The following is a 25,442-nucleotide window of genomic DNA, read 5'->3' as shown; positions in this document are numbered from 1 at the left end:
AAGTTTCCTAAAAGGAAAACTAAATCGCAACAATAAGGAGTTATTTATATGGCTACAATGAAAGCAGCTCGCTGGCATGCAGCAAAAGATGTTCGTATTCAAGAAGTAGAAATCCCTGAGGTACTTCCGCACCAAGTAAAAGTTGCTGTTAAATTCACAGGAATTTGTGGTACTGACCTCCACGAATTTTTAGATGGCCCTATCTTCATCCCAACAGAAGAACATGTCTATTCTGGTCAAAAAGCACCAGTAACACTGGGACATGAATTTTCTGGTGAAATTGTAGAAGTCGGAAGCGATGTTACTCGTGTTAAAGTTGGTGATCGTGTTGCTGTAGAACCAATTCTAGCTAAGAATAACTTAGTTGGTAATTATAATTTGGATCCAAACCTTAATTTTGTCGGTTTAGCTGCAGACGGTGGATTTGCCAAATATTGTGTTTTAGACGGTGACTTAGTACATGTCATTCCAGATAGCTTAAGCTATGAGCAAGCTGCTCTCACTGAGCCAGCTGCTGTTGCAGTTTATGCAGTTCGTCAATCAGCACTAAAAGCTGGTGATACTGCTGCTGTCTTTGGCTTAGGTCCGATTGGTCTCTTAATTGTAGAAGCCCTTCGTGCAGCGGGTGCTTCTAAGATTTATGCTGTTGAACTATCACCTGAACGTCAAGCAAAAGCTGAAGAGTTAGGAGCTATCGTTGTCCATCCGGAAGAAGGTGAAACAGCTGTTGAAGCTATTCATCGTTTAACAAACGGTGGTGTAGATGTTTCTTATGAAGTAACGGGTGTGCCAGTAGTTTTAGGACAAGCCTTAGCTGCCGTACATAAAGCAGGTGAGTGCATGGTGGTCTCTATCTGGGAACGAGAAGCAAATATTAATCCGAATGAATTTGCAATCCAAGAAAAGACACTAAAAGGAATCATTGCTTATCGTCATATCTTCCCTAAAGTATTAGAATTGATGGAACAAGGCTACTTCTCTGCTGAAAAATTAGTTACTAAGAAAATTAAATTGGAAAATATCGTTGAAGAAGGCTTTATCGAATTAACTCAAGATAAGTCACAAATTAAAATTTTGGTAGAACCAGAATAAAAATCAATCTTTTTAAGACAATACTAACAGGTCGGAGTAAGCTTACTTCGTCCTTTTGAAATATAATACTCTTCGAAAATCTCTTCAAACCACGTCAGCTTCCATCTGCAACCTCAAAACAGTCTTTTGAGCAACCTGCGACTTGCTTCCTAGTTTGCTCTTTGATTTCCATTGAGTATGAGAAAAAATATAGTGGATACTCTTTAACATTAACCACCCCACCTGACTAGGCAATATTCTTTTTCTCCCCTACCAAATCCCAATAACTATTTTGGCTTTATTTCCAGAAGATTTTATGGTAAAATGAAGAGTAATAATATTTATTAAAGAGGTAAAAACATGATTGAAGCAAGCAAATTGAAAGCTGGTATGACATTTGAAACTGCAGACGGAAAATTGATCCGCGTTTTGGAAGCTAGCCACCACAAACCAGGTAAAGGAAACACGATCATGCGTATGAAATTGCGTGATGTCCGTACTGGTTCTACATTTGACACAAGCTACCGTCCAGAAGAAAAATTCGAACAAGCTATTATCGAAACTGTCCCAGCTCAATACTTGTATAAAATGGATGAAACTGCCTACTTCATGAACACTGAAACTTACGACCAATACGAAATCCCAGTCGTAAACGTTGAAAATGAATTGCTTTACATCCTTGAAAACTCTGATGTGAAAATCCAATTCTACGGAACTGAAGTAATCGGTGTAACTGTACCAACTACTGTTGAATTGACAGTTGCTGAAACACAACCATCTATCAAAGGTGCTACTGTTACAGGTTCTGGTAAACCAGCAACTATGGAAACTGGACTTGTTGTCAACGTTCCAGACTTCATCGAAGCTGGACAAAAATTGATCATCAACACTGCAGAAGGAACTTACGTTTCTCGTGCCTAATCTCTAGAAAGAGGTCATTCTATGGGAATTGAAGAACAATTTGGCGAAATCGTTATCGCTCCACGTGTACTTGAAAAAATCATTGCCATCGCAACTGCTAAAGTTGATGGTGTCCACTCATTTTCAAATAAATCCGTATCTGATACCCTATCAAAACTCTCTCTTGGTCGTGGCGTCTACTTAAAAGAAAGCAACGAAGAACTAACTGCTGACATCTATCTCTACCTTGAGTACGGTGTGAAGGTACCAAAAGTTGCTCTTGCTATTCAAAAAGCAGTCAAAGATGCTGTCCGTGATATGGCTGATGTGGAACTTGCTGCTGTCAACATCCATGTTGCAGGAATCGTTCCAGATAAAACACCAAAACCTGAGTTGAAAGATCTATTTAACGAGGACTTCCTCAATGACTAGTCCATTATTAGAATCTAGACGCGAACTTCGTAAATGCGCTTTTCAAGCTCTCATGAGCCTTGAATTCGGCACAGATATGGAAACAGCTTGTCACTTTGCCTACACGCATGACCGTGAAGATGAAGATGTGCAAATCCCTGCCTTTCTTCTGAACTTGGTTTCTGGCGTTCAAGCTCAAAAAGACGAGTTGGATAAACAAATCAACCAGCACCTCAAGTCAGGCTGGACAGTTGAACGCTTGACCTTGGTCGAAAAAAACTTACTACGCTTAGGTATCTTTGAAATCACATCATTTGATACACCACAGCTAGTAGCAGTCAATGAAGCCATTGAACTTGCTAAGAATTTTTCAGATCAAAAATCAGCCCGCTTTATCAACGGACTGCTTAGTCAATTTGTAACTGAAGAATATGAATAATCAAAAATGTGTTTGGTCTTCCAGGCACTTTTTGTTGTGTCCTCGACACAGAGAACAACATAAAAACTAGAACTGACTGCCAGTTCTAGTTTTTATATTAGTATTTTCTGAATCGTTGGTAACGTTCTTCCAACAACGCTTCTATCGGTTTTTGCGAAAGTCTAGCTAGCTCATCTTGGAGTTCTTTTTTGACATTCTTAATCAGTTCTTTGCTAGAAAGTCCTGCTTCAGAAATCACCTTGTCCACCACGTCCATTTCTAACAGTTCATGGGAAGTGATTTTCATCAGTTCTGCTGCTTCCATGGCACGAGTTCCGTCCTTCCATAGAATGGAAGCAAAGCCTTCTGGGCTGAGAATGGCATAGATAGAATTTTCCAGCATCCAGACACGGTCCGCAACGGCCAGAGCCAGAGCTCCACCTGAACCACCTTCACCGATAATGATGGCAATTATAGGAACTTTCAGGTCACTCATTTCCATGAGATTGCGAGCGATAGCTTCTCCCTGTCCACGTTCTTCCGCCCCCACACCAGGATAGGCACCTGCAGTATTGATAAAGGTCACTACTGGACGACCAAACTTTTCAGCCTGTTTCATCAAACGTAAGGCCTTGCGATAGCCTTCTGGATGCGGTTGGCCAAAATTCCGTTTGAGATTGTCTTGCAAACTCTTGCCTTTTTGGATACCAACAACTGTTACAGCTTGGTCTCCAAGCCAGCCGATACCACCAACAACTGCACCATCATCACGAAAAGAACGGTCACCGTGTAATTGGATAAAGTCATCAAAAATGCCTGTTGCAAAGTCCAAGGTTGTCAAGCGACTCTGCTCACGCGCTTCTCTGACTATTTTTGCAATATTCATCTAGGACTCCCTCCATGCAATCTGACTAGGCTTGCAATCGTATCTGGCAAATCTCTTCTTTTAACGATAGCATCCACAAAGCCATGTTCCAATAGGAATTCTGCCTTTTGGAAATCCTCAGGCAAGCTTTCACGGACCGTATTTTCAATGACACGACGCCCAGCAAAACCGACCAAACTCTGTGGTTCAGCCAGAATGATATCTCCTTCCATAGCAAAAGAAGCTGTCACACCACCTGTCGTTGGATCTGTCAAAATGGTCAGGTAAAAGAGACCAGCATTAGAATGCCGTTTAACTGCTGCAGAAATCTTGGCCATCTGCATGAGACTCATGATCCCTTCCTGCATACGGGCTCCACCAGAGGCTGTGAATAGGACAACTGGCAATTGTTCAACAGTCGCATACTCAAACAAACGAGTGATTTTTTCACCTACAACCGTACCCATAGAAGCCATGATAAAGTTAGAATCCATAATCCCAAGAGCCACAGTCTGACCTTTTATAAGAGCTGTTCCTGTCACAACGGCTTCATCCAGACCTGTTTTTTCACGCATAGTTGCCAGTTTCTTTTGATAACCAGGGAAATGCAAGGGATCCTTGCTTTCAATCCCTGTAAACAATTCCTTGAAGGTTCCCATATCAATCGTCAAAGCCAAGCGTTCTTGGGCAGAAATACGAAAGGTATAACTACAGTGCGGACAGATACGCTCACTTCCCAGGTCCTTCTGATAAATGGTATGCTTACATCCTGGACACTGGGAGAATAATTCATCTGGAACCTCTGGCTTGGCTTGAGGTTTTTCCCTAACCGAACGATTGGGATTAATTCGAATATACTTATCTTTTTTACTAAATAGAGCCATTGATTCCCCTTTTCGGTTTAAACTCTTAAAGTCATTTTATTCTTTTTCTTGATACTTGGGTAAAAATGTTTCCATCAAGAAGGAAGTATCATAATCCCCAGCAATGACATTGCGATCTGAAATGAGGTCAAGCTGGAAATCCGCATTGGTCTGCACTCCTTCAATCTCTAATTCATAGAGGGCACGTTGCATTTTCATCAAAGCATCAAAACGATTTTCACCGTGAACGATGATTTTAGCAATCATACTATCATAATAAGGTGGAATGGTATAGCCTGGATAAACTGCTGAATCCACGCGCAAGCCAACTCCACCACTTGGCAGATGGAGATTAGTAATCTTACCTGGACTTGGAGCAAAGTTAAAGGCTGGATTTTCTGCATTGATACGACACTCGATAGCATGCCCTCTTAGAACAATATCTTCTTGCTTAACAGACAGAGGCTGACCCGCTGCAATGCGAATCTGTTCCTTAACGATATCCACGCCTGAAACAAACTCTGTAACGGGATGTTCTACCTGAACACGAGTATTCATTTCCATGAAATAGAAATTGCCACTGGCTTCATCAAGAAGAAACTCAATGGTTCCTGCATTCTCATAGCCAACAGACTCTGCAGCGCGAACAGCCGCAGCACCAATTTCATTACGTAGCGTTTTCCCAATTGCAATCGAAGGGCTTTCTTCCAAAACCTTTTGATTATTCCGTTGAAGAGAACAATCCCGTTCCCCCAAGTGAATCACATTCCCATGTTCATCTCCTAGGATTTGAACCTCGATGTGACGTGCTGGATAGATAACCCGTTCTATGTACATAGCACCATTGCCATAATTGGCCTTGGCCTCACTAGAGGCAGTTTCAAAGGCTGAAACGAGGTCTTCTGGTTTTTCAACCTTACGAATCCCTTTACCACCTCCACCTGCTGAAGCCTTGAGCATAACAGGATAGCCAATTTTTTCAGCAACAATCAAGGCTTCCTCAGAGTTATGCACTTCTCCATCCGAACCTGGAATGACAGGTACACCTGCTTTGATCATCTGAGCACGTGCATTGATTTTATCCCCCATCATATCCATAACATGACCAGATGGGCCGATAAACTTGATACCCACCTCTTCACACATGGTTGCAAATTTGGAATTTTCACTGAGAAATCCAAAACCGGGGTGAATGGCTTCTGCCTCAGTCAAGACTGCCGCTGATAGAACCGCATTAATATTGAGATAAGACTCAGTTGCCTTACCAGGGCCGATACAAACCGCTTCATCTGCCAAAAGCGTATGAAGAGCTTCCTTATCAGCAGTTGAATAAACCGCCACCGTCGCAATCCCCAATTCACGCGCCGCACGGATAATCCGAACCGCAATTTCACCACGATTGGCAATTAAAATTTTTCGAAACATGGAGAACCTCCTTAGTTCCCAATTGCAAAGGTAAGAGTACCACTGGCTGCAAGCTTGCCATCCACTTCAGCCTTTGCTTCAACCACGGCAATGGTACCACGACGTTTTACAAACGTTGCCGTCATAACTAATTGGTCACCTGGTACAACTTGCTTCTTGAATTTGACCTTATCCATACCAGCGTAAAAGACCAGTTTTCCTTTATTTTCAGGTTTTGACAACTCCAAGACACCAGCTGTTTGCGCCAAGGCTTCCATGATCAGAACCCCTGGCATAACAGGATATTGAGGAAAATGACCATTGAAAAAAGGCTCATTGATGGTCACATTTTTGATGGCGACAATGGTATCTTCGCTCACTTCCAACACACGATCCACTAGGAGCATAGGGTAACGGTGGGGTAGAGCCTCTTTGATTCCTTGAATATCAATCATTTGATACGTACCAATCCTTTACCAAACTCTACCATTTCTTCGTTAGAAACGAGAATTTCTGTTACCACACCATCCTTAGGAGCTGGGATTTCATTCATGACTTTCATGGCTTCAATAATAACCAAAGTTTGGCCTTTCTTGACACTATCGCCAACTGTTACAAAGGCAGGTTTATCTGGTCCAGCAGCCAAGTAAGCCACTCCAACAAGTGGGCTCTCTACAAGATCTCCCTCAGCAGCCACACTTGCTTCAATTGAAGCTGGAACTTCTTCTGCTACAGTTTCTGCTGGAGCAGATGTAGAGACTACTGGACTCGGTGTTGCTAGAAGAGGTGCTGGAGCAACTTGAGGTGCAACTTCAGACACCAGTCTAGCTTCATTCTTGCTAAACTGCAATTCATCCGTCCCATTCTTATAAGAAAATTCTCTCAAACTTGACTGGTCAAATTGGGCCATCAAGTCTTTAATATCGTTTAAATTCATAGTTATTTATTCTCCCAACGTTTGAAAGCAAGAACTGCATTGTGGCCACCAAAACCAAAAGTATTTGAAATAGCGTATGGAATTTCTTGCTCCAAGCCTTGTCCATAAACGACATTGGCTTCGATATAGTCTGATACTTCACTTGTTCCAGCTGTCATTGGCACAAAGTTATGACGCATAGCTTCGATTGTGACGATAGCTTCTACTGCACCTGCAGCCCCCAGCAAATGTCCTGTGAAAGACTTGGTTGATGATACAGGTACTTCCTTACCAAGAACAGCCACGATCGCACCACTTTCTCCTTTTTCATTAGCAGGAGTTGACGTTCCGTGAGCATTGACATAGGCTACTTGCTCTGGAGAAATCTCTGCTTCTTCCAATGCTAGTTTGATGGCCTTGATAGCTCCCTGACCTTCTGGATGTGGTGAAGTCATGTGGTAGGCATCACAAGTATTTCCGTAACCAACCACCTCAGCCAGGATAGTAGCGCCACGTTTTTCGGCGTGTTCAAGACTTTCAAGAACCAACATCCCAGAACCTTCACCCATGACAAAACCATTACGATCCTTATCAAATGGAATGGAAGCACGAGTTGGGTCCTCTGTAGTTGAGAGAGCTGTTAGGGCTTGGAAACCAGCAATAGCAAAAGGTGTGATAGAGGCTTCTGAACCACCTACCAACATAACATCTTGGAAACCAAATTTAATTGAGCGGAAGGCATCCCCAATCGCGTCATTTGATGAAGCGCAGGCAGTATTGATGGATTTACAAACACCGTTTGCTCCAAAACGCATAGCAACATTTCCTGAAGCCATATTTGGCAAGGCTTTTGGAAGGGTCAATGGTTTCACACGTTTTGGCCCTTTTTCGTTGAGTCGAAGCACTTGATCTTCAATTTCTTTGATTCCACCAATACCAGAGGCCACGATAACACCAAAACGATCCTTGTCAAGAGTCTCTACATCAAGACCTGCATGATTAACGGCTTCTTGAGCTGCGTACAAGGCATACAAAGAATAGTTATCGAAACGATTGGTATCTTTCTTAACAAAGTATTTATCAAAAGGAAAATCTTGTATTTCCGCTGCATTATGCACATCAAAGTCACTATGATCAAATTTTGTAATTGGACCAATTCCGATTTTTCCAGTTGTCAAACTATTCCAAAATTCTTCTGGTGTATTTCCGATTGGAGATGTTACTCCATAACCTGTTACTACTACGCGATTTAGTTTCATCTTTTTTACCTCTAGCTTCTGCTACATACTTAAGCCACCATCAATGGCAACCACTTGACCAGTTAGATAATCTTGGCCTGCTAAAAATACTGTTAAATCTGCAACCTGCTCTGCCTGCCCAAATTCTTTCATAGGAATTTGTGCCAGCATAGCATCTTTTACCTTGTCTGATAGAACAGCTGTCATATCGGACTCAATCATTCCAGGTGCAATAGCATTAACCCTGATATTGCGATTAGCCACTTCACGCGCCACAGACTTGGTAAAACCAATCAAACCAGCCTTAGAAGCTGCATAGTTAGCTTGACCGATATTTCCCATCAAACCAACTACGCTAGACATATTAATGATAGCACCTTCTCTAGCTTTTATCATCGGTTTCAAGACTGATTGTGTCATGTTAAAGGCACCAGTTAAGTTAACCTTAAGCACTTTTTCAAAATCCGCTTCTGTCATCTTGAGCATCAGGGTATCTTGAGTAATTCCTGCATTGTTAACCAAAACATCTACTGAACCCAGCTCTGCAATAGCTTTCTCAACCATACGCTTAGCGTCTGCAAAATCTGATACATCTCCTGATATAGGAACCACCTTGACACCATAGTTTGAAAACTCAGCGAGCAATTCTTCTGAAATTGCTCCACGACTGTTTAAAACAATATTGGCTCCTGCTTGAGCAAACTTGTGGGCGATGGCAAGACCAATTCCACGACTCGAACCTGTAATAAAGATATTTTTATTTTTTAGTTGCATTCTTTTCTCCTGTTTCCTATTGTATTTATGGGAGAAGGGATTACTTGTTTTCTAGCAAGGCTTCCAAGCTAGCCTGATCTTCAACATTGGCTAGTTTAGCTGTCTTATCAATTTTTTTGACAAAGCCTGACAAGACTTTCCCCGGTCCAATCTCGATAAAGTTGGTTACGCCTGCTTCTTGCATAACCGCAATACTTTCATAGAAACGAACTGGCTCTTTGACCTGACGCGTCAAGAGTTGAGCAATGTCTTCTTTTTTCATAACTGCAGCTTCTGTATTGCCGACTAAGGGACAAGTGAAATCTGAAAAACTTACCTGAGCTAGAGTTTCAGCTAGTTTCTGGCTAGCAGGCTCAAGGAGAGCGGTATGAAAGGGACCTGACACCTTGAGAGGAATCAAGCGTTTGGCACCTGCTTCTTGCAAGAGTTCAACAGCTCGATCAACTGCAACCACTTCTCCACCAATCACGATTTGTGCAGGTGTATTATAGTTGGCTGGGGTAACTACTCCAAGTTCAGAAGCTTTTCGACAGACTTCTTCAATAACCTCTACTGGCGTATTGAGAACTGCTACCATCTTGCCAGAACCAGCAGGGGCCGCTTCTTCCATATAGGCTCCACGCTTAGCTACCAAGGCTACCGCATCTTCAAAATCTAAGGCACCACTGGCTACCAAGGCAGAGTATTCTCCAAGGGACAAACCAGCAACCATATCAGGCTGATAGCCCATTTCTTGTAATAAACGGTAAATAGCAACTGAAGTCGCTAAAATAGCTGGTTGCGTATAGCGGGTCTGGTTAAGTTTTGCTTCTTCCGTATCAATGAGATAACGCAAATCATAACCGAGTACCTGACTCGCTTGATCAATCGTTTCTTTGACAATAGGGTAGTGATCATAGAGATCCCGTCCCATACCTAGATACTGGGCACCTTGGCCAGCAAATAAAAAGGCCGTTTTAGTCATTTCTTACAACTCCTGCCCAACGAGAGGCTTCTTCTTGAATTTTCTTAGCTGCTCCGTAATACAAATCTTTTAGGATTTCTTCAACGGTTTCTTCTTTGGAAACAAGCCCTGCAATTTGACCTGCCATAACAGATCCACCATCCACATCTCCGTGAACAACCGCTTTGGCTAGAGCACCTGCTCCCATTTGTTCAAAAATTTCTAAATCTGGATTGTCTTGTTTAAAGGCATCTTTTTCAGCCTGTTCAAAATCACGAGTCAACTGATTTTTAATAGCACGAACAGCATGTCCAAAGTGTTGAGCTGAAATCGTAGTATCAATATCTCTAGCTTTTAATATCTTGGCCTTATAATTTGGATGGGCATTAGACTCTTTTGCAACGACAAAACGCGTTCCAACCTGAACAGCCTCTGCACCTAGCATAAAGCCAGCCGCAGCACCTTCACCATCTGCAATCCCTCCTGCAGCAATAACAGGAATGGATACAGCAGCAGCAACCTGGCGCACCAAGGTCATGGTTGTTAATTTCCCAATGTGTCCCCCAGCTTCCATTCCTTCTGCAATAACAGCGTCTGCACCGATTTTTTCCATGCGTTTGGCTAGGGCCACACTTGGTACAACAGGAATAACTGTAATCCCTGCTTCATGGAAACGTTCCATGTATTTACTTGGATTTCCTGCGCCTGTTGTCACTACCTTAACCCCTTCCTCGATAACGAGGTCTACAATATCTTCCACAAAGGGAGACAAGAGCATGATGTTGACACCAAAGGGTTTATCCGTCAATGATTTGATTTTATCAATATTTGCCTTGACAACTTCTTTCGGGGCATTTCCCCCACCGATAATGCCTAGTCCTCCAGCCTTGGAAACAGCCCCTGCCAAATCACCATCAGCAACCCAGGCCATTCCTCCTTGGAAAATAGGATAATCAATATTCAATAATTCTGTAATACGCGTTTTCATAGTGCCTCCATCGTTTCTTGCTTACGTAATAGTTCGATACTGTCATAATTTGACAATCAAACTATTGCCTAAACAAGAGGGAGCGGGTTTCCCTACTCCTTCTATCTTATATTCTGCTTATTTTGTTTGCTCTTCAACGTAGGCAACCAAGTCACCAACTGTTTTCAAGTCATCTTCTGCTTCGATTTGGATATCAAAAGCATCTTCAATTTCTGAGATTACTTGGAACAAGTCCAATGAATCTGCGTCCAAATCATCAAAAGTTGATTCAAGTGTTACTTCTGATGCGTCTTTTCCAAGTTCTTCAACGATAATTTCTTGTACTTTTTCAAATACTGCCATGATAGGACTCCTTTAAAATAAATAGTTTTTTATAACAATGTGTTCACCACATGATTACCTAAATTGTAAGAATGAGCGTGCCCCAGGTCAAGCCTCCACCGAAGCCTGATAAAAGAACAGTCTGGCTACCATCTAAGCGGATGAGACCTTGTTCTACACACTCTGAAAGTAAAATCGGGATACTTGCTGCACTGGTATTGCCATATTCCATCATATTGGCTGGAAGTTTGGCTCGGTCGACACCGATTTTTCTAGCCATCTTATCCAAAATACGGTCATTAGCCTGATGAAGTAGCAGATAATCCAAGTTTGTCGCCTCTATAGGAGATTCATCAATAGTCTGCTTGATAGACTTGGCTACATCCCGAATAGCAAAATCAAAGACTGCGCGCCCATCCATCTTCAAAAATGAATCTGCATTTTCTTGATCTGAAAACGGAGAATGCAAGCCTGAATGTCCATAAGTTAGACACTCGCTACGACTTCCATCACTATTGAGACTTTCTGCCAAAAAATGCTCTTGCTCGCTAGCTTCTAACAAGACACCACCAGCACCATCTCCAAACAAAACAGCTGTTGATCGGTCTGACCAATCGACTGCTTTAGAGAGGGTCTCACTACCAATCACCAAGCCTTTTTGAAAGCGACCAGAAGCGATAAACTTTTCAGCAGTTGAAAGAGCAAATACAAATCCACTGCAAGCTGCTGTTAGGTCAAAAGCAAAGGCCTTATTAGCACCAATATTAGCTTGAACACGAGCAGCTGTAGAGGGCATCATCGAATCTGGAGTAATAGTAGCTAGGATGATAAAATCCAAATCCTCTCCTGTGATTCCAGCTTTTGCCATCAGTTTCTTGGCAACTTCTGTAGCCAAATCACTAGTAGATTCTGTTCTTGAAATATGTCTTTGACGTATTCCCGTCCGACTTGAAATCCACTCATCATTGGTATCCATAATCTGAGCCAAATCATGATTTGTAACCACTTGCTCTGGCACATAATGAGCAACCTGGCTTATTTTTGCAAAAGCCATTATCTCAAATCCTCCAAAAATTGATAAAGATTGGTCAAACCTTTGCTCATAACCTCCATTTCTTGCTTACTCATACCATCTATGATTTTTTCAACCATGGCTTTGTGGAAGCGTTTATGTAGCCTATGAACCAAGCGACCTTTCTTTGTCAAATGCAGATGCACCACACGACGATCATGTTCTGAACGAATGCGTTCAATGTAACCCTTACGTTCGAGATTATTCAAACTAGTCGTCACTGTCCCAAGAGTCACCATCAACTCTTTTGACACTTGACTTGGTGTCACGTCTGGGAATTTCCCAATCACATCAATCGTATGCATTTCTTTGATGGAGATATCCTTGAAACGACTACCTCTCAAGCTAACTTCCTCAATGACGAGGACATTGTTAAATATAGATGTTAAATATTCATTAATTCGTTGGTAGTCCAATCTTTCCTTCCCTCCTTTTCAAAAAAACTTTTAGAATCAAAACATTTGACAAAAGAATTATATCAAAGTTCAAAGAATGGTGCAAGTATTTTTCTATTTTCCTGTAAATTTAGGTCTTCTTCTCTCCGAATGAGCACGCACTCCTTCTTTAAAATCCTCCGTTTGAGCTAGAGATTCTTGAAGGTTCAATTCCAAAGTTGCATACTCTTGCCAATCTTTAAATTGGCTCTCCCAAACCAACTTCTTGATGGCAGCATAGGAATTGCTTGAACCACGTCTTAATTTTTTAAGAAGCTGTTCTCTGGTCTTTTCTAGTTTGTCAGCTTCACAGACGCGATAAACAAGACCCCACTCCAGAGCTTTTTCTGCGGTTAAAGCCTCTCCTGTCATGGCTAGTTGGGCAGCACGAGTCACACCAATACTTCGGCTCAAGAGATGAATTCCTCCTGCATCCGGAGCCAAACCAACTCCAACAAATGCTTGTATAAATTTAGCCTTATCGGTCGCTAGACAGAAATCTGCGGCAACAGCCATATTTGCTGCAGCACCTGCAACAGCCCCATCAACCTCCATCAAGACAGGTTTAGCAATTTGCTTGATTTTATAAGAAATAGTATTGACCAATTCTGCGATTTTCGTCAATGATAGAATATCATCCTCATCCACTGCCCGCTTCATCTCTACTAAATCTCCCCCAACTGAAAAGACTTTGCCATTAGCATTAATCAAGATAAACTGTACAGCTGGATTCTCTTCCGCCAAAGTTAGGGCTTCTAAAATTTCCTCACACATAGGAATATGAAAACCATTTGCTACCTCAGGACGGTTCAAGGTAATGATTGCCAAGTCCTCTTCAAGCTGATAAATAATGTGTTCCATCGGGACTCCTTTTTATTTTATAAGCGATTTATACTCTTCGAAAATCAAATTCAAACCACGTCAGCTTCGCCTTGCCGTACTCAAGTACTGTCTACGGCTAGCTTCCTAGTTTGCTCTTTGATTTTCATTGAGCATTAAATTATTTTATTTTCAAAGTATATCTTTTTTAGGAGCAGAAAGCAATAAAAAATCGTCTGAAAGTGTCTCAGCCGATTGGCAAGGCTCGTTTTATCCTTGAAATCGTCTTATTTTCTTCATTGAAAAAAGGCTTTCTTTCTGCTATAATCGTATAAAATACTTACTTTAGGAGTTCTTATGAAGGTTGTTAAATTTGGAGGTAGCTCTCTTGCCTCTGCTGGTCAATTAGAAAAAGTTTTAAACATCGTTAAAAGCGATCCAGAGCGTCGTTTTGTAGTTGTTTCTGCACCTGGTAAGCGCAATGCTGAAGATACTAAGGTTACGGATGCCTTGATTAAATATTACCGTGATTATGTCGCTGGTAACGATATTAGCAAGAGTCAAAATTGGATTATCGACCGCTATGCTGCTATGGTAAGCGAATTGGGACTGAAGCCAGCTGTTCTTGAGAAAATTTCAAAAAGCATTCGCGCCTTGGCCACTCTTCCTATTGATGCAAATGAATTTCTCTACGATACTTTCCTAGCTGCCGGTGAAAACAATAATGCTAAATTGATTGCTGCCTACTTTAATCAAAATGGTATCGATGCACGCTATGTGCACCCTAGAGAAGCTGGTATTGTGGTCACAAGTGAACCTGGTAACGCTCGCATCATTCCATCAAGTTATGACAAGATTGAAGAATTGACAAATGCAAATGAAGTTCTTGTCATTCCTGGTTTCTTTGGGGTTACCAGGGAAAATCAAATCTGTACCTTCTCACGTGGAGGCTCTGATATCACTGGTTCTATCATTGCTGCAGGGGTTAAAGCTGATCTCTATGAAAACTTTACGGATGTTGATGGTATCTTTGCAGCTCACCCAGGTATCATCCATCAACCACATTCTATCCCTGAATTGACCTACCGTGAAATGCGTGAGTTGGCCTATGCAGGATTCTCAGTCCTTCATGATGAAGCTCTTCTACCTGCCTACCGTGGAAAAATTCCTCTAGTTATCAAGAATACCAACAATCCTGACCATCCAGGTACTCGTATCGTTCTAAAACACAGTAGTGATGAATTTCCAGTTGTGGGAATTGCTGGTGACTCAGGCTTTGTCAGCATTAATATGTCGAAATACCTCATGAACCGTGAGGTTGGATTTGGACGCAAGGTTCTTCAGATCCTTGAAGATCTTAACATCGGTTGGGAACATATGCCAACAGGTATCGACGATCTTTCAATCATCCTCCGTTCTCGCGAACTAACTCCTATCAAGGAAGAAGAAATCCTTCGTCAGTTGGTTCAAAAGGCCGAAGTAGACCATGCAGAAATCGAGCACGACCTTTCAATCATTATGATTGTTGGAGAAAAGATGAAGAGCCATATCGGTGTCACTGCTACTGCGACACGCGCTTTATCTGAAAATAAGATCAACATCCAGATGATGTCTCAAGGTTCTAGTGAAGTGTCTATCATGTTTGTTGTCCATAAGGACCAAGAGAAAGCAGCTATTAAAGCCCTCTACAATGCCTTTTTCGGTGAAAGTAAGGAAGACTAATCATGGCCCAATCGCTTAACAAAACAGTGCTCCTCAATACGACAGGCACTTCCTACCTCTCTATAGCTGGGAAAGTTGGGAAATTCCTAGTCGGAGATCAGGCTTTGGAATTTTACCCAGATGTCAATGTTGAACAATTTATCCAGATTCCTTGGAGTCATATCAACCAGATTGGAGCTAATGTCTCTGGTCGCAAAATCAGTCGCCACTTCGAAGTCTTTACAGACAGAGGAAAATTCCTCTTTGCTTCAAAAGACTCAGGTGCCATCCTCAAAATTGCTCGCGAAAAACTGGGTAATGACAAGGTCGTCAAACTTCCGACTCTGATTCAGACCATTGGGCAAAAATTTAAAAATCTATTTGCAAAAAAGTAGAAACTTTAGTATAATCATAGCAACGGATAAGTAGGTTATCTTCTTCTTTCAGAAAGTCTGCGGATGCTGCGAGCAGATAGGAGGGATAGGTGAAATTCTACCGTTAGTAACAATTGCATACACAATCAAGTGCACACCTGTGAAGTTGGATGGAACCGTGGCCCTGCCACTCCAACGCTTTGTCAGGTGTGCTTTTTTCATAAAGGAGTTCTTATGTTAGATATCAAACGTATTCGTACAGACTTTGATGCTGTCGCAGAAAAATTGGCTACACGTGGTGTAGATGCTGCTGTCTTGAATGAGATGAAAGAAATCGACGCTAAACGTCGTGACATCTTGGTCAAGGTTGAAACTCTCAAGGCAGAACGAAACACAGTTTCTGCTGAGATTGCCCAAGCTAAGCGCAACAAGGAAAATGCAGATGACAAGATTGCTGCCATGCAAACCCTATCTGCTGAAGTAAAAGCCTTGGATGCTGAATTGGCAGAAATTGATGCTAAATTGACAGAATTTACCACTACTCTTCCAAACATCCCTGCTGACAGCGTTCCTGTCGGAGCTGACGAAGATGACAATGTGGAAGTTCGCCGTTGGGGTACTCCACGCGAGTTTGACTTCGAGCCAAAAGCCCACTGGGATCTTGGTGAAGACCTTGGTATCCTTGACTGGGAACGCGGTGGTAAGGTAACAGGTGCTCGCTTCCTCTTCTATAAAGGCCTCGGTGCTCGTTTGGAACGTGCTATCTACAACTTTATGTTGGATGAGCATGGCAAGGAAGGCTATACTGAAGTCATCACGCCTTACATGGTTAACCATGATTCTATGTTTGGTACTGGTCAATATCCAAAATTCAAGGAAGATACTTTTGAATTGAGCGACAGCAATTACGTCCTTATTCCTACAGCTGAAGTTCCTCTGACAAACTATTACCGTGATGAAATCCTTGACGGTAAAGACCTGCCAATCTACTTCACTGCTATGAGCCCATCCTTCCGTTCTGAGGCTGGTTCAGCTGGACGTGATACTCGTGGCTTGATTCGTTTGCACCAATTCCACAAGGTTGAAATGGTTAAATTTACCAAACCAGAAGAATCTTATGAAGAATTGGAAAAAATGACAGCCAATGCTGAAAATATCCTTCAAAAACTCAACCTTCCATACCGTGTCGTTGCACTCTCTACTGGAGATATGGGCTTCTCAGCTGCCAAAACTTACGACTTGGAAGTTTGGATTCCAGCGCAAAATACCTACCGTGAAATCTCAAGCTGTTCAAACACAGAAGATTTCCAAGCCCGTCGTGCTCAAATCCGTTACCGCGATGAAGCTGATGGCAAGGTAAAATTGCTCCACACCTTAAACGGTTCTGGACTTGCAGTTGGACGTACAGTAGCTGCTATTCTTGAAAACTACCAAAACGCAGATGGTTCTGTGACTATCCCAGAAGCACTTCGTCCATACATGGGTGGAGCTGAAGTTATCAAACCATAAAAAATAAGGTTTAGCTATTTTTAGCTAGACCTTTTTTCGTAACCAAATCAGATAAGTGCCCAATACAAAGAATAAAATAGTTAGGCATATAATAGTTTCAGCCAATACCAAATAATCCAAAAATGAAAGTTTCAAGATTCCCTGAGACATCTTGAGAGAGGTAGCTGTGATAATGGTTGGGAAGGTGAGTGCTGAGAAGGCTGGTTGAAAGCCTTGTTTTAAAATATTGGGCAGGCGAGTCAAAACAAAGAAAAAGAAGGATTGAGAAGCCAAAATCATGACGATTAAGACCCAAGTTGGTAGGCTGGCTCCTCCAACTCGGACTAGAGAAGCCAAGAGTAGAGAGAAGGGAGCACAGTAGATCCCTTCTTGCCCAAGCAAGGCTAGTGGGAGCGGATGTTTCTTTAAATCGCTATAAATAAGCGGGTAGAGATAGAAGGTCAAGAGAAATCCAAAACTCAAAGTCGCATAGGCAATTTCTATGATGCCTACAAGAGGATAGGTCAAGGCTGCTACTGCTATCCCCACATAGAGAACCGTCCAGCTAGGAGTGGCCTGAACTCTCTTACCTGGATAGGCAAATTTAATGGTGAAACCAGCAATCAAGAACAAATCCAAGAGAAATGAAAACCACCAAAGTCCTTGCGCTACCAAAGGAAGATGAGGGAAGACTCGAAAGACATAAGTCGATAAAATCATCCCAGCCATAGGAAAAGTGGCCATCCCTGACAAAAGAGGAGGCTTGGTCAATTCTTGCTTGATTTCCTTCCAATTAAAGAGATGCAGCATTAGAAAGTAAGTCCACAAAACCAAACCTGTCAGACTAAACAGATGGGACAGAACCGGCAACGTATCTAAAATAAGGTTTCCAGCTCCTGCCAAACCTAGCAAACAACCAGAAAATACCAAGGGGAGTTTTTTCATCCTAACCTCCAATAATCATGTTAGTTTCAGTATAGCATAAAAGCGCTTAAATGAGGACTAAAAAAACGAAGTCCAATTATTTCAGACTTCATTTTTTACTCAGATAATGATTAAGCATAAGGTTGCAATTCTGGGTTAATTGGGGTATTAGCTAGATTATTGGCATAGTTACAGAGGCTTGCTAGGCTGACACCAAGAACCACATCCAAGGCATTTTGTTGGGTGTAGCCAGCTTCTAGAAACTCAGCCAAGGCTTCATCTCCCACACGTCCCTTGGTATTGATAACCGCCAAGGTAAACTTAGCTAGGGTGTCCAATTTAGGATCTGTTTCAATTGGAGTACGATTGCGGAGGGCTTGCAGAAGATCATCATTCATCTGGATTTGTTTGATTGAAAAGGCTGTGTGACCTGCGACGCAGAAGGCACAACCATTGGTCACGGCTGCCGTGATTTGCACCACTTCACGCTCAACGGGTGTCAGGCTGTTGCGACGATTGATAGCTCCGACAGTTCTGTAGGCTTCTAAAGCAGTTGGTGCATTAGCCAAGAGACCGATTAGGTTGGGAATATAGCCATTGTTATCTTTTTCTACTGTTTCAAGAACCTCTTTCACTTCTGCTGGTGCTGATTCTACTGTGTGGATGGTAAATGTTGTCATCATAAAACCTCTTTTCATTTTGTTGAAATCTAGTCTATCACAGATTCTATACCGTGTATAATATATATTTTAAATTGCATCGATAGAAATTTTTTATGAAGGCAAAAAAATCACACGCGAGGTGTGATTTCATTATTTGTCAAAATACTTTTTAGTTTCAGCAATAACGACTGGCGACAAGACTAAGAGGGCAATCAAGTTTGGTAGAGCCATTAAGGCATTCACGATATCCGCGATAATCCAAACCATATCCAACTCGATAAATCCTCCCAACAAGACCATGAGCACAAAGACCACACGGTAAAGCCAAATAAAACGAACCCCAAAGAGGAACTCAAAACAACGTTCCCCGTAGTAGTTCCAACCTAGAATTGTCGTAAAGGCAAAGAGCACAAGGAAGATGGTCAAGAGACCAGGTCCAAAGTGTGAAAAGACTGTTGAGAAGGCAGATTGAGTCAAGGCAACCCCATTCAAATCACCACTCCAAACACCAGTTACCAAGATGGTCAAACCAGTCAGAGTACAAATGATGAGGGTATCAATAAAGGTTCCTGTCATGGAAATCAAGCCTTGCTCTACTGGTTCATTTGTCTTAGCTGCAGCCGCTGCAATGGGAGCAGAACCCAGACCAGATTCATTTGAGAACACACCACGCGCCACACCATTTTGAATAGCCATCCGAATGCTAGCACCGGCAAATCCACCTACTGCAGCAACAGGACTAAAAGCTGATGTCAAGATTAAAGCGATTGTGGGAGGAATCTTCCCAATATTAAAAAAAATAACTGTAAGAGTTCCCAAAATATAAATAATAGCCATAAAAGGAACAACAGTAGTTGAAACCTTAGAAATGGACTTGAGTCCACCAAAGACAGCAATCGCTACAAAGACAGACAAAATGAGAGCGGTGATAGCTGGCGAAATAGCCGTCGTATTTTGGATAGATTCTGTAATCGAGTTGACTTGAGTGAAGGTCCCGATTCCCAACAAAGCTACTAGAACACCTGCTAGGGCAAAGAAGATAGCAAGTGGTCGCCACTTTTCTCCCATCCCTAGAAGAATATAGTGCATTGGACCTCCCGCTACTGCACCATGGTCGTCCTTGGTGCGGTATTTAATCGCCAAGAGTCCTTCCGCATACTTGGTTGCCATTCCAAAGAAAGCCGCCATCCACATCCAAAATAGAGCTCCTGGTCCACCGACCTTGATAGCTGTAGCTACCCCGATAATATTTCCCGTACCAACTGTCGCTGCTAGGGCTGTACATAGTGCCGCAAAGCTGGATACATCTCCATGCCCCTTGTCCTTAGTAAAAATGAGTTGAAAGGCCTTAGGCAAACGCAAAACCTGCAAGAGACCTAGACGGGCAGTTAGGTAAATCCCTGTTCCGACCAAGAGAATCAAGAGGGGTGGGCCCCAAGCAAAAGCATCAATTGATTTAAGCAATTCTAACATTTCCTTCTCCTATCTTTTCAACCCCAAAAGAAAGAGCACATGCAAAATACATGTACTCTGGAATGCTTAGATAAATGCTAAAAAGCGGTCTATCCTAGCTCTGTCCTTTTACCTGAGAGTTTGAGCAGTTACCTGCCTTGCCCCTTCGGTGCCTTTACGGTCTCTCCAGAGTTCCGTCCATTTACAGTCATGGAAAATCATACGATTCTCCACTTCTATTAAACTTCATTCGGTGTTGGTATTTAATTGATTCTTATTTTACAAAAAATGTTGGCTTTTGTCAATGGATTTTGGGAAAATCTTATTTAACTCTGTAGAAAAAGATTGAGCATTTCCATGTGCATGAGGTGCTGTTAATTAAATGAATATATTTCACTCCTAGTCTACACGATATAAGAATTGTTCTGGTTTATTATGTACTGGAAATGAAGCACGATAGATGATTCTATCTTTACTAATATCCGAAGCGTCTGATATTAATCCATCCATTGATGTCTCATCCGGTATTCTAACACCTGCTGGTATGAATTGAATAAAGACTCCAAAAGATGGACCTGAATAGCGAGCTCGTAGAAACTCATTTACTATTTCTGATTCTGCAAGGTCAACTTTAAATTTCTCTGGTGCTATCAAGCCATCTTTACTAAAGACTAAGTCTTCTCCTCCGTGACCATTACTCCATTTTCCCTCAATACTAGAGAAATCTCCATTTTTTATGGCATTAATATCCATTTTCCCAGAAATATTTTGATTTGATGAAGAGGCTGTTGCAGCAAATTTTTCTGTTACAGATTTCCAAGTCAGACTAGATAGATTCATTCGAGCACCAGGACTGACTTCATCCTCTGTCTTGGATTCTTTAACCTTCTCTAGTTTGTCTCCATTACTATTCAATTTCCAAACGGTATGAATGGTTTGTGGATCGCCTGCGAATGGATTCCACTGGGTATAAAGCTTGCCATCTTCTAGGAGATAGGCCTTAAAGCGTGTGCCAAGCATCTGCATTTTATTTTCAGAATTAGTAAGGCGAATGACTTTCTGATCTTTGAGTGTAAAAATATCTAAAATCTCACTACCATTTTTCGAAGATACAATCAATTCATCAATGCCATTTTTGTCCATATCAACCATTGCATAGGTAAAGGCTTGACTACGTTCTGCCATCCCTGCATAGATATTAGCAGTTGGATTGATGTTATCCTTAACCTCTGACTTATGGTCTAAAATAAATTCATAATCCTTCAAAATGCTGTTATAAGGACTGTAATCTACGGTTGATTTAGTTTCCTCTGTACCCTTATCTGCACTTGCTCCTCCTGGAAGTTTATCAGAAACTGACTTCCAACTTAGAGTCTCTAGAGAAATGGGCGAACCGACCCCAAGATCTGCTAGTTCTTGAGCCTCCTTAGCCTTTACCAAAGACTGCCCGTCTTCACTAAATTGGTAGTGAGCATAGATGTGACTCGTTGCTGTACCAGCCCCACGATAAAGTAGAGAATTATCTGGCAAAATATTGACCGTCATTCTTTCACCAAGCAACTCCAAGTGATTTTCTTGATTGGTCAGACGAATCACCTTCCCATCTTTCAAAGTACGGATATCAAGTAAACTCTTTTCTCCACTCTTCATTTCAAGAGCAAGTAAAAGTTCATCAACTCCATCATTATTCAAATCTGTCTTGTGGTAAACCACATCTGTATAAAAGCCTTGAGAAGACTTTACTTGACTAGCTAGGGGATTGACATCCATACCTGTCGGCAAGGTGCCTTTAGCTACTTTTTCATAGTCATCGAGAACCTTGTTATATTGGCTGTAATCTATCTCTGGACTTGCTGCAGATGTATCTGATGTTGAATCAGATGGTGTTTCTGCGCTTTTATTCCAAGGTAGATACTGACATCCTCCCAAAACCAGTGTCAGTAAAAGTGTTGTTACTAATAATTTTTTCATATTAATCCCTTATCTAAGAGAAAGGAACCAGCTTGTGCCAATTCCTTTCGCTATTTTTATTTTATCAAAATGTTGCTTATTCGCAAATTATTTTCCGTTTCAATTTGTTTCTAGTAGATTATAGTTTGAAATCTATAATTTTATTTTACCCACTTACCACTTGCATCTACTTTGTAGCCATCTGGGGTACGTTCGTTGACAGCCATCTTACCATCTGATTTGAGGTAGTAGTCACCTACCCATGTGTTACGCGCATAGCTGCCTTCTGATGTTAAGTAATAGTAAGAACTATAGCTGCTATCATAGACCCATTCGCTCTTAGCCATTTTACCATTTGATTTGAGATAATAGCTACCTACCCATGTGTTACGTGCATAGCTGCCTTCTGATGTTAGATAATAGTATGAACTATAGTTTTTATCGTAAATCCACTCGCTCTTAGCCATGTAACCACCTGATTTTAGGTAGTAGTTGCCTGACCAAGCATTTTGAACATAATTTCCTGAAGCATTTAGGTAGAAGTATGAATTGTACTGAACATCAAAAATCCATTGATTCACTACTTTAACACCAGCTTTATAGTAAGAAGAACCTGACCAGCCAGTCTGACCTGAGTTAGAGTTAGTAGATTGTTTTGGAGTTTCAGTAGCTTTTGGTTTTTCTGTTTCTTTAGGAGTTGAAGAGTCTAGAGGATTAACATATTTTTCATCCTTAACAGTGAATGTAGCTGATCTACCGCTATATTTATGCAAGATAGTATCTACTCCTTCCTCCCCATAAAATTGTAAGTAATATTCACCGTCTGGAACATAATAAAGATTATTCCATCCTTGGTGAGTGATTGGAACAGACGATTTATCAAAACTTGCACTAATATAATTTTTTTTAGTAATTTGTCCTGTATTTGCATTTACAAGGTCTGCATCTATAACTACACTATTTACAGGTACCTTCTCAACAGTCATATCCACATAGATAATTTTATTTTCTGAACCTGGTGTAATCTTATAGTCCACCTTATGATTTTCAATTTTGGTAATTTCCGCATGCACTGTTTTCGCTGAAAAAGGTAAAACTCCTGCTGTGTCAATAGTTGATACTACTCCGACTGTTGAAAGTGCCAAAGCACATACTAATAATTTCTTTTTGTTCATGTTATTCATTTCCTTTATTTTTAATATTTATTTGTTTAAAACCTATCACTCATCTATCCGACAAAACGATGATTCTTTACACGAAAGACAACTGATTGTCCATTGTATACCTTACCATCTTGCCCTTTTCCTTTGATAACAAAGCGATAACTGCCATCTGGAGTTGCACTAAAGAAGTGACGAGTTTGAAAGGCACGTAGACTTGGATTATAGGTCACAGTAAACTGAGTTTGTGTAGAAACTGAACCTGTATCTGCATCAACTAAGGCAAAATCATAGGCTACTTGATATGACGAAGATGGTGTACTAGGTAGAGCAATATCGATATAAGTCATAGCATCATTGACATGGTAAAGACTTATTCCTAATGATGTTGCTTGTGAACTGCTAGCTGTAGAAGTCGTTCCCTGAGAGCGAATCCACTTGCCTGAACCATCAACTTGATAACCATCTGGGGTACTCTCATTCACTGCCATCTTTCCATTTGACTTGAGATAATAATCACCTACCCAAGTATTACGAGCATAACTCCCTTCCGAGGTTAAGTAATAGTAAGAGCCGTAGTTACTGTCATAAATCCACTCACCTTTAGCCATCTTACCATTTGATTTGAGGTAATAATCACCTACCCAAGTATTACGGGCGTAACTTCCTTCCGACGTTAGGTAGTAATATGAACTGTAGTTCTTATCATAGATCCACTCCTTCTTAGCCATGTAGCCACCTGACTTAAGATAGTAATCACCTTCCCATGCATTTTGAACATAATTACCTGAAGCATCTAGGTAGAAGTAGGAATTATAGTTTTTATCAAAAATCCACTTACTAGTGACTTTAGTACCATTTTGGTAGTAAGATGAACCTGACCAACCAGACGAAACTGTAGATTGTGGAATTGGGGCTGGATTTGGAGTTGGTTTTTTATCCGATTGTGGGATTGGAGCTGGATTTGGAGTTGGTTTTTTATCCGTCAGCTCCTTAATCGCCTCTTTAAACTCTTCTACAGTTCCTTTCCACTCTATGTAATTGGCACCAGACTTATTCTCATTAGCGATATAGTTGCGAGCAGATTCTTGGAAATAAGATAATTCTGGAGTGGTTTTTGTGGCCCAAATAATGGGACGATTAGCAGTACCTCTCCAATTTTTAAATACTTCTGAATCCTTCGGAACAAGAATATAATATTTTGCAGCTGTAGTCAGCGTTTGTGTGTCAGCTTGTACTGTTTTTGCTGAAAAAGGTAGAACTCCTGCTGTATCTACAAGAGAGACAAGACCAAATGTTGCAGCGGCTAGGCTGGTTACTAAAACTGTTTTTGACTTCATTATCAAAAACCTCCTTTAAATTTTTATTATTTACGGTTATAGCATGGTATGGACTTTACCATATTGACGAAAAGAGTATCTATGTTTACCTTTATTTGATTAGCAAATGAATTTTTTATGAAAAAAGTATACTTAATCTTTTTCCTAGTTATTAGACTAAAGACTTTCTATTTTATCATTTCCACCTACTTGTCAAATATGCCTTTTCTCCTATTGTCCAGTTTTGATCATAAGGATCTACTGACCATTTTGTTGCCAGCAAAAAAAATGGAAACTTACTATAACCAATTTGAGCTTCGACTAGATCGGTGGTCGTATTGTACCTTCTATCTCGTTTCCACTTACCAATTTTTTGACTTCTATTCCTATTCCAGATAAAAAGTTCCTCAGGAAGAGCATAAATTCTACCATCATGAGAACTCCCTCTCATTACAGGATAAAGATACTGATGCAACTGATATTCACATCGCTTATTTAATAGCCAGTATCCTAGAATTATATAGAAGGGATTTATCTTGTCAAGAGGTAAGATAATTGGCAAAGGTAAAGCATTACTCAAATCCACTGGTTTTGTAAGATACATTAACCATAACAATACTGATGAAAAATAAACCATAAATGTATGTAGTGGTATTCTATTCAAAACAATCATATAGAATTTGTAATTCTTTATCTGTATCAAACTGCGTCTTACATTAATACTGCCCACAATTATTTTATATAGAAAAATCACAAAAAATATAGGGGAAATATATACAAAAACTAAGAAAGATGTTAAAACGATAAACTCAGCTATTCCACTTACAGCTGGATATTGAACTTTATATGTTTCAAAATCCTTTAATACAATGAACCATGGAGCAATAAAATACAAGCACGAGAATATTAGTAAAGCAATTTTTAAATAGAAAATATTTAAGAATTGACTTAATTTTAAAATGTTTGTTCTCATAT

General features: G+C 40.9%; 27 protein-coding genes and 1 riboswitch. Of the genes, 7 read left to right on the top strand and 20 right to left on the bottom strand.

Translation table 11 applies throughout. The features are described 5' to 3' along the window. Positions 1-48: 48 nt before the first annotated feature. The 4 genes from ABKJ27_RS02020 (at position 49) to nusB (ending at position 2,821) form a co-directional block, all read left to right on the top strand. On the top strand, positions 49-1,092 hold the full coding sequence (locus ABKJ27_RS02020; protein WP_410011932.1) for a 2,3-butanediol dehydrogenase: 1,044 nt from the start codon (positions 49-51) through the stop codon (positions 1,090-1,092). 339 nt (positions 1,093-1,431) lie between these two features. Next, positions 1,432-1,992 (top strand): elongation factor P, encoded by a 561-nt coding sequence (efp, locus tag ABKJ27_RS02015; RefSeq protein ID WP_000568643.1) that lies wholly within the window; start codon positions 1,432-1,434, stop codon positions 1,990-1,992. 21 nt (positions 1,993-2,013) lie between these two features. Continuing rightward, positions 2,014-2,403 (top strand): Asp23/Gls24 family envelope stress response protein, encoded by a 390-nt coding sequence (locus ABKJ27_RS02010; RefSeq protein WP_000510575.1) that lies wholly within the window; start codon positions 2,014-2,016, stop codon positions 2,401-2,403. Beyond that, on the top strand, positions 2,396-2,821 hold the full coding sequence (gene nusB / locus ABKJ27_RS02005) for a transcription antitermination factor NusB (protein ID WP_410011931.1): 426 nt from the start codon (positions 2,396-2,398) through the stop codon (positions 2,819-2,821). Before ABKJ27_RS02010 ends, nusB begins: the two co-directional genes overlap by 8 nt. A gap of 97 nt (positions 2,822-2,918) precedes the next feature. Here nusB and ABKJ27_RS02000 read toward each other — a convergent pair whose 3' ends face one another. The 13 genes from ABKJ27_RS02000 to ABKJ27_RS01940 form a co-directional block, all read right to left on the bottom strand. Then, positions 2,919-3,686 carry an acetyl-CoA carboxylase carboxyl transferase subunit alpha gene (locus tag ABKJ27_RS02000; RefSeq protein WP_410011930.1) on the bottom strand — a complete coding sequence of 256 codons (768 nt, stop codon included), beginning with the start codon at positions 3,684-3,686 and terminating at the stop codon, positions 2,919-2,921. Further along, the gene (gene accD / locus ABKJ27_RS01995) at positions 3,683-4,549 is read right to left on the bottom strand and encodes an acetyl-CoA carboxylase, carboxyltransferase subunit beta (RefSeq protein ID WP_049522033.1); all 867 of its coding nucleotides are present in this window, start codon (positions 4,547-4,549) and stop codon (positions 3,683-3,685) included. The genes ABKJ27_RS02000 and accD overlap by 4 nt, the downstream gene beginning before the upstream one ends. 36 nt (positions 4,550-4,585) lie before the next feature. After that, positions 4,586-5,953: an acetyl-CoA carboxylase biotin carboxylase subunit gene (gene accC, locus ABKJ27_RS01990; protein WP_219967346.1), complete on the bottom strand. Its 1,368-nt coding sequence runs from the start codon at positions 5,951-5,953 to the stop codon at positions 4,586-4,588. Between the two features lie 11 nt (positions 5,954-5,964). Beyond that, positions 5,965-6,387 carry a 3-hydroxyacyl-ACP dehydratase FabZ gene (gene fabZ / locus ABKJ27_RS01985; protein WP_000565515.1) on the bottom strand — a complete coding sequence of 141 codons (423 nt, stop codon included), beginning with the start codon at positions 6,385-6,387 and terminating at the stop codon, positions 5,965-5,967. Next, entirely contained in the window at positions 6,384-6,869 is a 486-nt protein-coding gene (gene accB, locus ABKJ27_RS01980) for an acetyl-CoA carboxylase biotin carboxyl carrier protein (RefSeq protein ID WP_261080909.1), read from the bottom strand. The genes fabZ and accB overlap by 4 nt, the downstream gene beginning before the upstream one ends. Before the next feature lie 2 nt (positions 6,870-6,871). Next, positions 6,872-8,107, bottom strand: a complete 1,236-nt coding sequence (fabF, locus tag ABKJ27_RS01975) for a beta-ketoacyl-ACP synthase II (protein WP_084927825.1) — start codon at positions 8,105-8,107, stop codon at positions 6,872-6,874. A 21-nt stretch (positions 8,108-8,128) separates the two neighbouring features. Further along, positions 8,129-8,860 carry a 3-oxoacyl-[acyl-carrier-protein] reductase gene (fabG, locus tag ABKJ27_RS01970; RefSeq protein WP_203212823.1) on the bottom strand — a complete coding sequence of 244 codons (732 nt, stop codon included), beginning with the start codon at positions 8,858-8,860 and terminating at the stop codon, positions 8,129-8,131. 40 nt (positions 8,861-8,900) lie between these two features. After that, entirely contained in the window at positions 8,901-9,824 is a 924-nt protein-coding gene (fabD, locus tag ABKJ27_RS01965) for an ACP S-malonyltransferase (protein WP_410011929.1), read from the bottom strand. Next, complete coding sequence (gene fabK / locus ABKJ27_RS01960) at positions 9,817-10,791, bottom strand: enoyl-[acyl-carrier-protein] reductase FabK (protein WP_410011928.1); 975 nt, start codon at positions 10,789-10,791, stop codon at positions 9,817-9,819. Before fabK ends, fabD begins: the two co-directional genes overlap by 8 nt. A 117-nt stretch (positions 10,792-10,908) precedes the next feature. Beyond that, positions 10,909-11,133 carry an acyl carrier protein gene (locus ABKJ27_RS01955; protein WP_000257838.1) on the bottom strand — a complete coding sequence of 75 codons (225 nt, stop codon included), beginning with the start codon at positions 11,131-11,133 and terminating at the stop codon, positions 10,909-10,911. A 58-nt stretch (positions 11,134-11,191) separates the two neighbouring features. Then, positions 11,192-12,166 carry a beta-ketoacyl-ACP synthase III gene (locus tag ABKJ27_RS01950; protein WP_410011927.1) on the bottom strand — a complete coding sequence of 325 codons (975 nt, stop codon included), beginning with the start codon at positions 12,164-12,166 and terminating at the stop codon, positions 11,192-11,194. Further along, positions 12,166-12,600 (bottom strand): MarR family winged helix-turn-helix transcriptional regulator, encoded by a 435-nt coding sequence (locus ABKJ27_RS01945; protein ID WP_000386352.1) that lies wholly within the window; start codon positions 12,598-12,600, stop codon positions 12,166-12,168. The genes ABKJ27_RS01950 and ABKJ27_RS01945 overlap by 1 nt, the downstream gene beginning before the upstream one ends. Before the next feature lie 93 nt (positions 12,601-12,693). After that, the gene (locus ABKJ27_RS01940) at positions 12,694-13,479 is read right to left on the bottom strand and encodes an enoyl-CoA hydratase (protein WP_410011926.1); all 786 of its coding nucleotides are present in this window, start codon (positions 13,477-13,479) and stop codon (positions 12,694-12,696) included. A 315-nt stretch (positions 13,480-13,794) separates the two neighbouring features. Between ABKJ27_RS01940 and ABKJ27_RS01935 the strand changes: the two genes are divergently transcribed. The 3 genes from ABKJ27_RS01935 (at position 13,795) to serS (ending at position 17,021) form a co-directional block, all read left to right on the top strand. Next, the gene (locus ABKJ27_RS01935; RefSeq protein WP_410011925.1) at positions 13,795-15,159 is read left to right on the top strand and encodes an aspartate kinase; all 1,365 of its coding nucleotides are present in this window, start codon (positions 13,795-13,797) and stop codon (positions 15,157-15,159) included. A gap of 2 nt (positions 15,160-15,161) precedes the next feature. Next, positions 15,162-15,533 carry a DUF956 family protein gene (locus ABKJ27_RS01930; RefSeq protein WP_049487025.1) on the top strand — a complete coding sequence of 124 codons (372 nt, stop codon included), beginning with the start codon at positions 15,162-15,164 and terminating at the stop codon, positions 15,531-15,533. A gap of 213 nt (positions 15,534-15,746) precedes the next feature. Beyond that, positions 15,747-17,021 (top strand): serine--tRNA ligase, encoded by a 1,275-nt coding sequence (gene serS / locus ABKJ27_RS01925; RefSeq protein WP_410011924.1) that lies wholly within the window; start codon positions 15,747-15,749, stop codon positions 17,019-17,021. Between the two features lie 24 nt (positions 17,022-17,045). Here serS and ABKJ27_RS01920 read toward each other — a convergent pair whose 3' ends face one another. The 7 genes from ABKJ27_RS01920 to ABKJ27_RS01890 form a co-directional block, all read right to left on the bottom strand. Then, positions 17,046-17,945: a TDT family transporter gene (locus ABKJ27_RS01920; RefSeq protein WP_033682266.1), complete on the bottom strand. Its 900-nt coding sequence runs from the start codon at positions 17,943-17,945 to the stop codon at positions 17,046-17,048. Between the two features lie 110 nt (positions 17,946-18,055). Further along, entirely contained in the window at positions 18,056-18,604 is a 549-nt protein-coding gene (locus tag ABKJ27_RS01915; RefSeq protein WP_000206768.1) for a carboxymuconolactone decarboxylase family protein, read from the bottom strand. Positions 18,605-18,736: 132 nt separating this feature from the next. Further along, positions 18,737-20,059 carry an alanine/glycine:cation symporter family protein gene (locus ABKJ27_RS01910; RefSeq protein WP_410011923.1) on the bottom strand — a complete coding sequence of 441 codons (1,323 nt, stop codon included), beginning with the start codon at positions 20,057-20,059 and terminating at the stop codon, positions 18,737-18,739. A 90-nt stretch (positions 20,060-20,149) separates the two neighbouring features. Further along, positions 20,150-20,238: riboswitch (glycine riboswitch) on the bottom strand. Positions 20,239-20,437: 199 nt separating this feature from the next. Continuing rightward, positions 20,438-22,009 carry a DUF6287 domain-containing protein gene (locus ABKJ27_RS01905; RefSeq protein ID WP_410011922.1) on the bottom strand — a complete coding sequence of 524 codons (1,572 nt, stop codon included), beginning with the start codon at positions 22,007-22,009 and terminating at the stop codon, positions 20,438-20,440. A gap of 140 nt (positions 22,010-22,149) precedes the next feature. Further along, entirely contained in the window at positions 22,150-23,163 is a 1,014-nt protein-coding gene (locus tag ABKJ27_RS01900; protein ID WP_410011921.1) for an endo-beta-N-acetylglucosaminidase, read from the bottom strand. A gap of 53 nt (positions 23,164-23,216) precedes the next feature. After that, a complete protein-coding gene (locus ABKJ27_RS01895; protein ID WP_410011920.1) occupies positions 23,217-24,488 on the bottom strand; it encodes an N-acetylmuramoyl-L-alanine amidase family protein in 1,272 nt (423 codons plus the stop codon). A gap of 175 nt (positions 24,489-24,663) precedes the next feature. Further along, a complete protein-coding gene (locus tag ABKJ27_RS01890) occupies positions 24,664-25,440 on the bottom strand; it encodes a hypothetical protein (protein WP_410011919.1) in 777 nt (258 codons plus the stop codon). Positions 25,441-25,442 lie beyond the last annotated feature (2 nt).

This window comes from Streptococcus sp. KHUD_011 (assembly GCF_046352925.1).
GTDB lineage: Bacteria > Bacillota > Bacilli > Lactobacillales > Streptococcaceae > Streptococcus.
The sequence above is the reverse complement of the archived record's forward strand: the minus strand, read 5'-3'. Positions and strand labels throughout refer to the sequence as shown.

What these genes read in the sequence shown, in the direction of transcription:
- fabF (WP_084927825.1), bottom strand. Translation starts at nt 8,107, where the DNA reads ATGAAACTAAATCGCGTAGTAGTAACAGGTTATGGAGTAACATCTCCA.
- ABKJ27_RS01915 (WP_000206768.1), bottom strand. Translation starts at nt 18,604, where the DNA reads ATGACAACATTTACCATCCACACAGTAGAATCAGCACCAGCAGAAGTG.
- nusB (WP_410011931.1), top strand. Translation starts at nt 2,396, where the DNA reads ATGACTAGTCCATTATTAGAATCTAGACGCGAACTTCGTAAATGCGCT.
- fabZ (WP_000565515.1), bottom strand. Translation starts at nt 6,387, where the DNA reads ATGATTGATATTCAAGGAATCAAAGAGGCTCTACCCCACCGTTACCCT.
- ABKJ27_RS01920 (WP_033682266.1), bottom strand. Translation starts at nt 17,945, where the DNA reads ATGAAAAAACTCCCCTTGGTATTTTCTGGTTGTTTGCTAGGTTTGGCA.
- ABKJ27_RS02000 (WP_410011930.1), bottom strand. Translation starts at nt 3,686, where the DNA reads ATGAATATTGCAAAAATAGTCAGAGAAGCGCGTGAGCAGAGTCGCTTG.
- efp (WP_000568643.1), top strand. Translation starts at nt 1,432, where the DNA reads ATGATTGAAGCAAGCAAATTGAAAGCTGGTATGACATTTGAAACTGCA.
- fabG (WP_203212823.1), bottom strand. Translation starts at nt 8,860, where the DNA reads ATGCAACTAAAAAATAAAAATATCTTTATTACAGGTTCGAGTCGTGGA.
- ABKJ27_RS01895 (WP_410011920.1), bottom strand. Translation starts at nt 24,488, where the DNA reads ATGAAGTCAAAAACAGTTTTAGTAACCAGCCTAGCCGCTGCAACATTT.
- accC (WP_219967346.1), bottom strand. Translation starts at nt 5,953, where the DNA reads ATGTTTCGAAAAATTTTAATTGCCAATCGTGGTGAAATTGCGGTTCGG.
- ABKJ27_RS01900 (WP_410011921.1), bottom strand. Translation starts at nt 23,163, where the DNA reads ATGAACAAAAAGAAATTATTAGTATGTGCTTTGGCACTTTCAACAGTC.
- ABKJ27_RS01955 (WP_000257838.1), bottom strand. Translation starts at nt 11,133, where the DNA reads ATGGCAGTATTTGAAAAAGTACAAGAAATTATCGTTGAAGAACTTGGA.
- accB (WP_261080909.1), bottom strand. Translation starts at nt 6,869, where the DNA reads ATGAATTTAAACGATATTAAAGACTTGATGGCCCAATTTGACCAGTCA.
- ABKJ27_RS01890 (WP_410011919.1), bottom strand. Translation starts at nt 25,440, where the DNA reads ATGAGAACAAACATTTTAAAATTAAGTCAATTCTTAAATATTTTCTAT.
- ABKJ27_RS02010 (WP_000510575.1), top strand. Translation starts at nt 2,014, where the DNA reads ATGGGAATTGAAGAACAATTTGGCGAAATCGTTATCGCTCCACGTGTA.
- ABKJ27_RS01940 (WP_410011926.1), bottom strand. Translation starts at nt 13,479, where the DNA reads ATGGAACACATTATTTATCAGCTTGAAGAGGACTTGGCAATCATTACC.
- ABKJ27_RS01910 (WP_410011923.1), bottom strand. Translation starts at nt 20,059, where the DNA reads ATGTTAGAATTGCTTAAATCAATTGATGCTTTTGCTTGGGGCCCACCC.
- ABKJ27_RS01935 (WP_410011925.1), top strand. Translation starts at nt 13,795, where the DNA reads ATGAAGGTTGTTAAATTTGGAGGTAGCTCTCTTGCCTCTGCTGGTCAA.
- serS (WP_410011924.1), top strand. Translation starts at nt 15,747, where the DNA reads ATGTTAGATATCAAACGTATTCGTACAGACTTTGATGCTGTCGCAGAA.
- ABKJ27_RS01930 (WP_049487025.1), top strand. Translation starts at nt 15,162, where the DNA reads ATGGCCCAATCGCTTAACAAAACAGTGCTCCTCAATACGACAGGCACT.
- ABKJ27_RS01950 (WP_410011927.1), bottom strand. Translation starts at nt 12,166, where the DNA reads ATGGCTTTTGCAAAAATAAGCCAGGTTGCTCATTATGTGCCAGAGCAA.
- fabK (WP_410011928.1), bottom strand. Translation starts at nt 10,791, where the DNA reads ATGAAAACGCGTATTACAGAATTATTGAATATTGATTATCCTATTTTC.
- ABKJ27_RS02020 (WP_410011932.1), top strand. Translation starts at nt 49, where the DNA reads ATGGCTACAATGAAAGCAGCTCGCTGGCATGCAGCAAAAGATGTTCGT.
- ABKJ27_RS01905 (WP_410011922.1), bottom strand. Translation starts at nt 22,009, where the DNA reads ATGAAAAAATTATTAGTAACAACACTTTTACTGACACTGGTTTTGGGA.
- accD (WP_049522033.1), bottom strand. Translation starts at nt 4,549, where the DNA reads ATGGCTCTATTTAGTAAAAAAGATAAGTATATTCGAATTAATCCCAAT.
- fabD (WP_410011929.1), bottom strand. Translation starts at nt 9,824, where the DNA reads ATGACTAAAACGGCCTTTTTATTTGCTGGCCAAGGTGCCCAGTATCTA.